The sequence below is a fragment of the Candidatus Afararchaeum irisae genome (assembly GCA_034190545.1).
GTDB classification, from domain to species: Archaea; Halobacteriota; Halobacteria; order Halobacteriales; family Afararchaeaceae; genus Afararchaeum; species Afararchaeum irisae.
Genome location: JAXIOF010000042.1, coordinates 1 through 10,617, shown reverse-complemented (window position 1 = coordinate 10,617; position 10,617 = coordinate 1). Strand labels below are relative to the sequence as shown.

Below are 10,617 nucleotides of genomic sequence, written 5' to 3'. Positions count from 1 at the left end.
TGAGTTACGTTTGAGTTCGACTGGTTGCCTGTCTCTTGAGCACCCACGGGCGCAGATACAAGCCCTAAGGTGGCTATCAGTAACGCTACTGTTACAGCTATGGTGTGGTTCGTAGTCATTTTAGGTTGACCTAATACGACCTTCTATTAGGTAAGCCTAAAAGATTGTGGTTCGCGTCTGAGTGTCCGACAGTATTATTGAGCGACCGATGTAACTAAGCAGTAATAATGCGAAAACAGCACGGTTTCAGAAGTAACACGCGTCTCGACGACGCCCTCGATGTCTTCCTCGACCATGTCTCACGTATAGAGAGGTCGGAGACCGTGGTGCTCGAAGATGCCGACGCCAGAGTTGCGGCGAGCGACGTCGAGGCGGAGAGGAACGTTCCGGGCTACGACAGGGCGGCAATGGACGGCTACGCCGTGAGGGCGGAAGACACCTACGGCGCGAGTACGGAGTCGCCGTCGTCACTCGAAGTCACCGAGGGAGAGGTCGAAGAAGGCGAGGCAGTGGCTGTGAGCACGGGAGAGGAGATACCTAAGGGTGCCGACGCAGTCGTGATGGTCGAGGACACGAGACAGGTCGGCGGGATGGTCGAGATCGAGACCGGGGTGTCGAGGGGAAAGAACGTCGGCAACGCGGGCGAGGACGTCGCTGTGGGTGACTCCGTCGTCGACGAGGGGCACCGTCTGCGTCCGAGTGACATAGCGGTTCTGAGGAGTCTCGGAATAGACGAGGTCGAGGTCTACGACAAGCCCGAGGTCGCAGTAATTCCGACGGGCGAGGAGCTCGTCGAGTCAGACCCCGATCCGGGTGAGATCATAGAGACAAACGGCGAGATGGTCTCGAACTACGTCGAGAGATGGGGTGGCAGACCGCGGTATGGGGAGATAGTCGAAGATGACTTCGATGCTATCTCGGAAGCCGTCGTAGACGCCGCCGACGCCGATCTGGTCGTGACTACGGGAGGATCGAGCGTGGGTGAGAGAGATCTGACCCCGGAGGTCATAGACGAAAACGGCGAGATACTCGTCCACGGAGTGGGAATAAAGCCCGGACATCCTGTGGGTCTCGGTGTCGTCGAGGGTACACCGGTCGTGATGCTCCCCGGATACCCCGTGTCTTGTGTGGTCAACTCGTTCCTTTTCGTGCGCCCCGCCGTCCGTGAACTCGGAAGCATAGACGCGCCGCCAGACCCGACGGTCGACTGTGTCTTAGACGAGAAGATAAACTCGGAGGTCGGCAAGAGAACATTCACACGTGTGAGTGTAGAGAGACGTGACGGAGAACACATTGGAGTTCCGACGAGAACGAGCGGCGCGGGAGTCCTGTCGAGTGTCTCGGAGGCTGACGCAGTTATCGAGACCGGTGAGGAGAACGAGGGCTACGACGCGGGTGAGGTCATAGAGGCAGTCTACTGGGAGTGGGGATGTTAAGATGAGCACGAGAAAGGAGTTCAGGGACTTAGCGAGTCTCGAAGAGGCTGTCGAGGTCGTAGAGGAGCTAAAGACCGAGAGACGTACCGAGACAGTCGGTATAAGAGAAGCCGACGGACGTGTTCTGTCGGAGGCTGTCGACTCGCCTATAGACGTTCCTGGGTTCGACCGGTCGGTGATGGACGGATACGCTGTGAGAGCGGAGGACACCTACGGAGCGACAGAGGACGACCCCGTTGAACTCGAAGGCATAGGGACGGTACGTGCGGGAAGCCGTCCCGAGATAGACGTAGACGAAGGCGAGGCAGCCGAGATACCCACCGGAGCGGTGATACCCGAGGGTGCCGACGCAGTCGTGATGGTCGAGGAGACTCAGGAGACCGACGGAACTGTCGAGGTCTACAAGGCGGTCGCACCCGGCAACAGCATAATGTCAGCGGGCGCCGACGTCGCCGCGGGCGAACGTGTCCTCTCGAAGGGTACACGTCTCACGCCGCGCGAGATTGGTCTCCTCGCGGCGCTCGGGTTCGACGAGGTCGACGTCTACGAGAAGCCGAAGGTCGGCATCGTGAGCACGGGAGACGAGATAGTCAGACCCGGAGGGAGTCTCGAAGCCGGACAGATCTTCGACGTCAACACATTCTCTGTCGCCGCCGCGGTCGAGGAAGCCGGCGGAGATCCGGTCGTATACGAACACGTCGGCGACGACTACGACAGGATGGAGGAGGTACTGAGAAAGGCGAGCGAGGACTGTGACCTCGTCCTCTCAAGCGGTTCGACGAGCGCGAGTGCAGTCGACGTCGTCTACCGAGTTATAGAGGAGAAAGGCGAGATGTTACTCCACGGAATCGCCGTAAAGCCCGGGAAGCCGACTATATTCGGAAGGCTCGGCGACGCGTCGTATATCGGTCTCCCCGGGAACCCGATCAGCGCCCTATCGATCTTCCGTCTCTTCGCGTCGCGCGTCGTAAGACACGCCGCGGGTCTCCCCGAGGTACCCGAGTCGCGGAAGACAGAGGCAGTGATGGCAGACTCGGTACGTTCCGACGTCGGTAGGACACGTCTCCTTCCCGTCGGTCTCGTCGAGTCGCCCGAGAGAGGTCTCCTCGCTTACAGCCTCGACAAAGGAAGCGGAGCGACGACTTCTCTCTCGGAGGCGGACGGATACGTCGTCGTAGAGTCGGAGGTCAACTACCTCGCTGACGGCGACGAAGTCGAGGTAGTTCTCCTCGGAGACGACGTCGAGCCTCCGGCTCTTCTCGGCGTGGGCGGGGCGGACAGCGTCGTAAACGAGGCAGTCGAAGATACCGACGCGAGATCCAGATGGCTCGATGTCGGTTCGGTCGCTGGAGCGAGGAAAGTCAGGGACGGAATCGCCGACATATCGGGGGTTAGCCCCTCTCCCGATTACATAGACAGCCTCGGTGTCGAGGACGCGTGTCTCGTGAGGGGATACGAGAGACATGTGGGTCTCGTAGTCGAGGAGGGTAATCCCGAGGGGTACGAAGGAATAGGAGATATCGAAGACGGCATCAGGTTCGCGGGACGCACCGACGCGTCGGGTACACGTGTCCTACTCGACGAGATTCTCGAAGAAGACGAGAAAGAAGTCGAGCTTCTGAGCTTCAGATCACACGACGGAGTCGCGAACGCCGTCGAGAACGGGAAGGCGAAGGTCGGCATAGGTCTCGAAGACGTCGCCGAGGAACACGGTCTCGGGTTCGTGCCTCTGAGATGGGAGAGCTTCGACTTCCTCGTCGCCGAACCGCGCGCCTCGAAGGACGGTGTCGAGAGATTCTTGAATACCGTAGAGTCGCTCGATCTCGAAGACGAGGTCGGCTACAGGTCGGTCGAGAACGCCGGAGAGGTCGTCGAGAACTGGTAGTCGCCTGAGTTCGAGATACGCGCCGCGTCAAGAGACGCGATCTCGTCGACCGACTCGACGTTTATGTCGGCTTCTACGGGATGTCCGAGACGGTCGATATGGCTCGCAGTAATACCTGCGTTCCACGCGCCTTTGACATCGGAGGTCGAGTCGCCCACCATGACGGTAGACTCGGTGTCAGCGTCCGACGAGGGCTCGGCACCGATCTCAGACATACATCTCTGTATCGGATTAGGGTCGGGCTTGAAGCCTATGTCGTACGAACACGAGACGACGGTGTCGAAATGGTGGTCGAGTCCCGCCTTTTCGAGAGCCGGGACGGCGAGCTCGGGAGGCGAATGTGTCACGACCCCCTTCTTCGCGTCGATCTCCTCTATCGAGTAGGCGTCGTCGTAGGCGTAGGTGTACTCTAAACGTCTCTCGACTGTGTCGACCTCGTCGAAGACGTCCCAGAAGTCACGCGGCTCGTCGTATCCCCACGACCGGAGTATCTCGTCACGTGAGTCTTCGCCGATGCCGTGCCACAGATTACGTATCTGGTCGTCGGAGAAGGAACGTCCGAGACGATCCTCGACCTCGTCGAAGACTGCCCTCCTGTACTCTTCCTCGACGTCGACTATGACACCGTCGAGGTCGAAGAGGTAGTAGTCGAACATCTACTTCTACGTACGTCTCCACCGATATAATGCCTTGTGCCTTCAGCTAAAATCCGATACATTCTTTAATCCGAGAGACTAAGATCTGGGTGAGGGTTCGTGGTCTAGCTGGTTATGACACCTCCTTGACATGGAGGAGGTCCCCAGTTCGAATCTGGGCGAACCCATGAACGGTTTTACGAGTGAATGGTGAGAACAGATTCGGATCAGGGAACGTCGTGACCGTGGTTCGAATCTGGGCGAACCCATCGACGGTGTCGCTCCCTCGACGCGCGGGATCGGGTGTGCGAAGCACACCCGCTCTTGATCTCTGAAATACTACTCTGGCAGTCGGATTTGCGATGAGCGCGAAAATTGAAGATTTTCGTGATGATCGATCTTTCTGAAGATCGGTTCGGATCTGGGCGAACCCACTGAGCTAACTTTTGTGGGTTAATAAAGAGTTAAACCCGAGATACGTCTATCTTCTGTATGGGAGAACTCCGTATCACGAACACACTCACGGGCGAGAAGGAGGTCTTCGAGCCGCGCGACTCGGACTCGGAAGACAGTGTTGTCTCTCTCTACGTCTGCGGACTCACGGTTAGTGACGACCCACATCTCGGACACGCACGTACGTGGGTCTCCTTCGATGTCCTTCACAGGTACTTGGAGCACAAGGGCTACGAGGTCAGGCATGTCGAGAACATCACCGACATCGACGACAAGATCATAGACAGAGCCCACGACGAGGACGTCCCCCCGAGCGAGGTCGCGTCGAGGTACTCGCACCAGGTCTACGACGACATGAAGGCACTCAACCTCAGACGTGTCAACGTCCGTCCTCGCGTGACACAGCACATCGACGACATAGCCGAGATGGTCGGGACTCTGATCGAGAAGGGCTATGCCTACGAGTCAGGCGGCGACGTCTACTTCGACGTCTCGGAGTTCGAGGAGTACGGCAAGCTCTCGGGACAGAAGCTCGAAGAGCTCGAGTCGCAGGGCGAGGAGTCTGGAAAGAAACGCGATCCCGCCGACTTCGCTCTCTGGAAGAAGTCGAAGGAGGGAGAGCCTTCGTGGGAGTCGCCGTGGGGCGAGGGACGTCCGGGATGGCACATAGAGTGCTCGGCGATGAGCACGACACATCTCGGCGAGACAATCGACATACACGGAGGCGGACGTGATCTCGTATTCCCCCACCACGAGAACGAGATAGCACAGACAGAGGCAGCGACCGACCACGACTTCGCGCGGTACTGGATGCACGTCGGTCCTCTCAGGGTCGAGGGCGAGAAGATGTCGACGTCTCTCTCGAACTTCTGGACCGTACACGACGCACTCGACGAGTACTCGGCGAACGAGATACGTGCCTTCCTTATATCGACACAGTACGCTAAGCCACAGAGCTTCGACGACGGCTCTCTCGAAGAGGGCGCGAAGAGATGGGAGAGGATCGAGAACGCCGTACGTACCTGCGAGAAAGCGATGGACTCCGACGCCGCGAAGGCTAAGGAGACCGACGGGAGCCTGAGGGAGACAGCCTCGGTAGCCGAGGAGAGGTTCGAGGAGGCGATGGACGACGACCTCAACACCCCCGAGGCACTCGCAGTTCTCTTCGATCTCGTCAACGAGGTAAACGCCCACGTCGAGGACAACGAAGTCTATGACTACGAGGGACTCTTCGAGGCGTGGAGGACTCTGAGAGAGCTCGGCGAGGTTCTCGGATTCGACTTCTCGGATGGACGCAGTAAGGAGGGTCTGTCTGACAGCCTCATAGATCTACTCCTCGACCTGAGAGAGGAGGAGAGGCAGAAGGGCAACTACGAGACAGCCGACTCGATAAGGGACGGTCTCCGTGACCTGGGAGTCGAGGTCGAGGACACCGACGAAGGCACGACGTACAGATACTAGACGTCGACAGGGCAGCCCGCTACCTCGCCGCCTCTCATTCCGTCGGCGATCCAGTAGACAGAGACTAGGAGAGCGACCGCCGCAAGGACGGAAAACTCGACGCCGTCGAACGGCAGGAAGGCGAGACCTCCGACGACTCCGAAGACCGAGAGTATGCCTGCGAGCACGGCGGTTCCACACGCCGCACATCCGGCTCCGAGGACGCCGAGTACGAGACCTACGACACTTCCGGAGCCTTCACGTACCGAGACGCCGTTTTCCTTGAAATGGTAGGCGAGCATCGAGAGGTTGACCCCGAAGAGCCCTGCGACAGCTAAGATGAAAGCCGACATCACGAAGGGATACGACGGGCTCACGAAGGGGTAGAGACCCTGGAGGATTCCGAGGCGCGCGCCGAGGGGCAGGCTTCCGGTGACGACTGTGTCTAAGAAGAGCGCCATGTTCTGTGAGATGACTAAGACGTTTAGACCCACGAACCCCGCGACGACTGCGAGTACGGCGTAGGCTGGAACCGATAGGACGAGGCGCGCAGTCCTCGCCATGAGACGGAAGTCGTCCTTACGTTTGGGTACCGTGAGACTCATTGTTATGTTATAGCTGGAGGGCGTTCTCGAAGACGGAGTAGCCTTTCGCTCCCTGTACCTTGGTGACGTACTCACCCGACTTGAAGAGTGTGAAGGTCGGAGTCGCTCTTATACCCGAGTTCCGCCCAGCCTCCATGTCGTCCTGTATCTCCTCGTCGTAGCCGTGGTTTCTCGCTTCCTCGACGACCGCCTCGGCGTCGAGGTCTGTGTTCTGGCTGAGATACGACTGGGTCTCGTCGAGGACGTTGTCGGTTGAGATCGATCCCTGGTTCGAGAAGTAGAAATCCTTGAGATCCCAGTATGCGTCGGCGTCACGCGAGTAGACGGCTTCGAGCGACTGCGCCGCGGGGTTTCCCCAGTCAGCGACGACGGGCATGAGACGTGAGTAGTAGGTGACCTTGCCGGTGTCTATGAGCTCCGACTTTATCTGAGGGAAAGTGTTGTCGTCGAACCTCGCACAGAATGGGCATCCGGGACCCTCGAATGAGACAATGACCGCCTGTGTCTCGGACGGCGAGTCTCCGAGGTAGGGCTCGTCTTGTATTCCGTTTGTCGACGAGTGGCTCTCGAATGTCTCTGTCGCATCGGACTGAGATTCAGAACCAGATCCAGACCCGGAGTCAGAAGCCTCTGTCTCAGAACCGCCCCCACCTGTCATTCCTGTACATCCAGCGACCGAGGCGGCTCCTACGGCACCCGCTATACGGAGGAAGTTTCTTCTGCGTCTGTCGTCCATACTCAGTCTTGTACTTCGAGTAATAAATTCCTGTTCCCTCTTTCGGGTTCTCTACTCACACAGAGAGACGAAGTTCTCGAATACTTCGAGACCCATCTCTGTGTGTGACACCTCGGGATGCCACTGTACTCCGTATAAGGGAAGAGACTCATGGCGCATAGCCTCTATCTCACAGATCTCACTCGTCGCAGTCTTGACGAAGTCGTCGGGTAGCTCCTTGACCTCGTCGCCGTGGGACGCCCACGTCGATATACTGTCGTCGAATCCCTCGAACAGACCCTCTTTTTCGAGTATCTCGACCTCGACATCGGCGAAACCTCCATAGTCCCCCTCGCCGACTACCCCTCCGAACTCGTCGGCTATTATCTGGTGACCGAGACAGATTCCGAGGACGGGAACCTGTACGTCGGGCGAAAGGTAGTCGCGCGAGTTCCCCGCCTCTTCGATAGAGGGTCCGCCGCTGAGGATTATGCCGTCGGGGTCGTCGGTGAGGACGTTCTTGGACGGAACCGAGTTGTCGACTATATCGTGTTCGACTCCCAGATCGCGCATCGCCCTGCCTTCGAGATGTGTGAACTGTCCTCCGTTGTCAACTATAACGATACGTGTCATTGGTGGCTCTTAGTCCCGTCTCACATTAATGTCTGTCATTCCGAGTCCGGTCAGACATCGGATCGTACCGTATCGTATGACGAGTCGAGGGTCACGCTCCCGACGCCTCGGAGGTCTTCTCGGAGTCAGAGCCCGACGTGAACCTCAGGAGGAAGAGTGTGATTTCGAAGAGAGCGACCATAGTTCCCGCGACGACGACCGCCGCCATTCCCGTCGGGTCGGGCGCGAATACGAAGGCTATGCTCAGGAAGGAGAGCCAGACTACTATCCTCTTCGAGGCTAGCCAGTCGCGCGAGGTGACGTTCATCTTGACCGCGAGGAATATCAGGAGGGGTATCTGGAAGACTACGCCGAGTCCGAGAGACAGGAGAAGTATAAGGCTGAATGTCTCGGAGAGTCCGAGTCCCGAGTCGGCGACTGGCTCGGAGTACCTCAGGAAGTAGTCGAAGACGACGGGGAGAGCCACGAAGTACGAGAAGACTAGACCGAGTCCAACGAGTACGACGGAGACGGGGACTACGGCGATGTAGTACCGTCGCTCGTTGGGGTAGAGACCCGGCTTCATGAATGCGAAGGTCTCGTAGACTAGGACGGGTATCGCCGCGGCTACTCCCGCCATACCACTGAACTTGAGCCTCGTGAGTATGAGTCCGAACGGCTTGTAGACACGTATCTCAGTGTTGGGGAGGAAGTTGTACCAGATCGTCTTTATCATCTCGGTCGAGAAGTAGAAGACTACGAGCATCCCTACCGATATCACGAAGAGGACTACGAGGAGGCGTCTCACCATCTCCTCGATATGGGCTGTCAGCGGTAGTTCCTCGTCCTCGGGCGGCATCTGTGGTACATATAGTAATTATCAGCAGGGTTTATACCTTGTGCATCCCCCCTTGGAGCCGAAAGAGTTGATAAGCACAAGAAACTAACTCGGATAATGGCTGACGATCTGAGCGCGGAGGTTCTCTACAACGGGGTAGCCGAAGTCGCCGACTCGGCGCGGAAGCATCTCATCAAGATAGTCGTGACTTTCCTGATCGGGATGCTGGCGACGATAGCCTTTCTACGTGTCTACCTCTTCGAAGCCATCGAGAGTAAGCAGTTGGCTCTCGTCGAGAGCGTCAGGATAGTCTATGTCGAGCCTTTCGAGGTCATACTTCTCCAGGCGAAGATCGGTATGATCGCGGGCGCAGTACTCGTTCTACCTCTGGTTGTCTACTACGGCAGGAAGCCGCTCAAGGAGAGAGGTGTGCTACCGAACCCGAGCGATATACCCAACAAGAAGACACTCACCGTCTTCGGTGTCTCCGTGGTAGCTCTCTTCGTCGGCGGCGTGGCATATGCCTACTTCTTCATGCTGCCGTTCATATTCCGTTTCGTCTCCCAGGCGGCTATACAGCAGGGTATCAAGCCGACCTACCGTATATCGAAGTTCGTGACCTTCGTACTCGCCTACTCGGCGATATTCGGCTTCGCTGCGGAGCTGCCGCTGGCTATGACGTTCGCTGTCAAGTCGGGAATTACGACCTACGACTTTCTCAAGTCGAAGTGGAGACATTTCACCGTAGTCGCGGCGTTCGTCTCGGCTATGATCACCTCTCCTGATCCGATGACTCAGTTAGTCGTCCTGGGTCCGATAGTTGGAATCTACTTCGTGGGTCTCGGAGTCATAAGAGTGGTCGCGCCGAGAGAGATCAAACGTGACAGAGAGATGAGACGTAATCTCTCAGATGAAGAAGACGAGGACTCGAGTCTTGGACTCTTCGGGGGGTCGGACGACAGTAGCAGTGACAGTGAGACTGTAGTCGAAGGGGCGGAGACGGAGTCCGAGGCTTCGGGCGGGACTGGGAGTGAAAGTGGAGACACGGAGGACACAGAGCCGAAGCCCTTAGAGGATCGGGGTCTGATAGACGTGGCTTCCTCGGTCGCGGGAGCCCTCAAGACACACACTGCGAAGATAGTCGGTGTCTTCCTAGTCGTCACGGGCGGTATATTCTACTGGCTACTCTATGCTGGAATAGAGACAATACAGAAACAGACGGTCTCGTACATGTCGTCGTCGCTTCAGAGTCAGGTCAACCTCGTCCTCCTGGAGCCGTTCGAGATGGTCTTCCTCGTGGTTAAGCTGAGTCTGATAGCGGGTGTGGTCGCACTCGTACCGGTGATACTCTATCTCTCCAGAAACGTCCTGATATCCGAGGGAGTGATATCAGGGGACGGCTCCAAGTTCTTCTATGTCTCGCGCGCGTTGATACTCGCGGGTCTCTTCGCGGGCGGAGTGGCATACGCCTACCTCGGAATGGTTCCGGTTCTGGTGAGCCTGCTTTCGAGGTCGATAGTCGACAGCGGTATGCTCGCGACCTACACGATACAGGAGTTCATCAACTTCGTCCTGATGATCTCGTTCGTCTTCGGGTTTATAGCCGAAATGCCCGCTGTGATGTACGTACTCGTCTCGACAAAGGTCGCTAGGTTCGAGACGCTCAAGTCGAAATGGCGCGAGTTTACTGTAGGAGTCTTCGCACTCGGTGCGATAATCACCTCTCCCGATCCGTTTACGATGGTAGTCGTAGCGGTTCCGCTCTCGGGGTTCTACCTCGTCTCTCTTGGAATTACGAGGGTAGTCTGCCACGGTAAGATAAAAGAGGTACGTGAGGAGAACGAGAGTCTGGGTGTCGTAGAGGACGGAGGAATACGCGAGGGAGGAGACGAGTAGTGAGACACGGACAGTTGAGTCCCCAGTACCGGAGTCCTGATCTTAGGTTTCAGCACAAGATAGCGCGGAGCCCCCTTCCTCAACGAGCAGCGCAGAGAGCCC

9 protein-coding genes and 1 tRNA gene are annotated in these 10,617 nt (G+C 57.6%); 5 read left to right on the top strand and 5 right to left on the bottom strand.

The window, feature by feature from the left end; translation table 11 throughout:
- The first annotated feature begins 227 nt into the window (after nt 1–227).
- Entirely contained in the window at nt 228–1,436 is a 1,209-nt protein-coding gene (locus SV253_05905) for a molybdopterin molybdotransferase MoeA (GenBank protein ID MDY6775597.1), read from the top strand.
- A 1-nt stretch (nt 1,437) separates the two neighbouring features.
- On the top strand, nt 1,438–3,321 hold the full coding sequence (locus SV253_05900) for a molybdopterin biosynthesis protein (GenBank protein MDY6775596.1): 1,884 nt from the start codon (nt 1,438–1,440) through the stop codon (nt 3,319–3,321).
- Here SV253_05900 and SV253_05895 read toward each other — a convergent pair.
- A complete protein-coding gene (locus SV253_05895) occupies nt 3,276–3,977 on the bottom strand; it encodes an HAD family hydrolase (protein MDY6775595.1) in 702 nt (233 codons plus the stop codon). The two genes, SV253_05900 and SV253_05895, sit on opposite strands and share 46 nt — an antisense overlap.
- A gap of 93 nt (nt 3,978–4,070) precedes the next feature.
- On the opposite strand from SV253_05895, the gene SV253_05890 reads away from it, so the two are divergent.
- A tRNA-Val gene (locus tag SV253_05890) sits at nt 4,071–4,144 on the top strand.
- A 304-nt stretch (nt 4,145–4,448) separates the two neighbouring features.
- Nucleotides 4,449–5,870: a cysteine--tRNA ligase gene (gene cysS, locus SV253_05885; GenBank protein MDY6775594.1), complete on the top strand. Its 1,422-nt coding sequence runs from the start codon at nt 4,449–4,451 to the stop codon at nt 5,868–5,870.
- Here cysS and SV253_05880 read toward each other — a convergent pair.
- The 4 genes from SV253_05880 to tatC all read right to left on the bottom strand — a co-directional run bounded on the left by SV253_05880 (nt 5,867) and on the right by tatC (nt 8,640).
- A complete protein-coding gene (locus tag SV253_05880; protein ID MDY6775593.1) occupies nt 5,867–6,454 on the bottom strand; it encodes a hypothetical protein in 588 nt (195 codons plus the stop codon). The two genes, cysS and SV253_05880, sit on opposite strands and share 4 nt — an antisense overlap.
- Before the next feature lie 7 nt (nt 6,455–6,461).
- Complete coding sequence (locus tag SV253_05875) at nt 6,462–7,190, bottom strand: DsbA family protein (GenBank protein ID MDY6775592.1); 729 nt, start codon at nt 7,188–7,190, stop codon at nt 6,462–6,464.
- 51 nt (nt 7,191–7,241) lie between these two features.
- Nucleotides 7,242–7,802 (bottom strand): GMP synthase subunit A, encoded by a 561-nt coding sequence (locus tag SV253_05870; GenBank protein MDY6775591.1) that lies wholly within the window; start codon nt 7,800–7,802, stop codon nt 7,242–7,244.
- 91 nt (nt 7,803–7,893) lie between these two features.
- Nucleotides 7,894–8,640, bottom strand: coding sequence for a twin-arginine translocase subunit TatC (tatC, locus tag SV253_05865; GenBank protein MDY6775590.1), 747 nt, complete (start codon nt 8,638–8,640; stop codon nt 7,894–7,896).
- Nucleotides 8,641–8,736: 96 nt separating this feature from the next.
- Here tatC and SV253_05860 point away from each other — a divergent pair, with 96 nt between their 5' ends.
- Complete coding sequence (locus tag SV253_05860) at nt 8,737–10,515, top strand: twin-arginine translocase subunit TatC (protein MDY6775589.1); 1,779 nt, start codon at nt 8,737–8,739, stop codon at nt 10,513–10,515.
- The last annotated feature ends 102 nt before the right edge of the window (nt 10,516–10,617 follow it).

What these genes read in the sequence shown, in the direction of transcription:
- SV253_05860 (MDY6775589.1), top strand. Translation starts at nt 8,737, where the DNA reads ATGGCTGACGATCTGAGCGCGGAGGTTCTCTACAACGGGGTAGCCGAA.
- SV253_05895 (MDY6775595.1), bottom strand. Translation starts at nt 3,977, where the DNA reads ATGTTCGACTACTACCTCTTCGACCTCGACGGTGTCATAGTCGACGTC.
- tatC (MDY6775590.1), bottom strand. Translation starts at nt 8,640, where the DNA reads ATGCCGCCCGAGGACGAGGAACTACCGCTGACAGCCCATATCGAGGAG.
- SV253_05870 (MDY6775591.1), bottom strand. Translation starts at nt 7,802, where the DNA reads ATGACACGTATCGTTATAGTTGACAACGGAGGACAGTTCACACATCTC.
- SV253_05900 (MDY6775596.1), top strand. Translation starts at nt 1,438, where the DNA reads ATGAGCACGAGAAAGGAGTTCAGGGACTTAGCGAGTCTCGAAGAGGCT.
- SV253_05905 (MDY6775597.1), top strand. Translation starts at nt 228, where the DNA reads ATGCGAAAACAGCACGGTTTCAGAAGTAACACGCGTCTCGACGACGCC.
- SV253_05880 (MDY6775593.1), bottom strand. Translation starts at nt 6,454, where the DNA reads ATGAGTCTCACGGTACCCAAACGTAAGGACGACTTCCGTCTCATGGCG.
- cysS (MDY6775594.1), top strand. Translation starts at nt 4,449, where the DNA reads ATGGGAGAACTCCGTATCACGAACACACTCACGGGCGAGAAGGAGGTC.
- SV253_05875 (MDY6775592.1), bottom strand. Translation starts at nt 7,190, where the DNA reads ATGGACGACAGACGCAGAAGAAACTTCCTCCGTATAGCGGGTGCCGTA.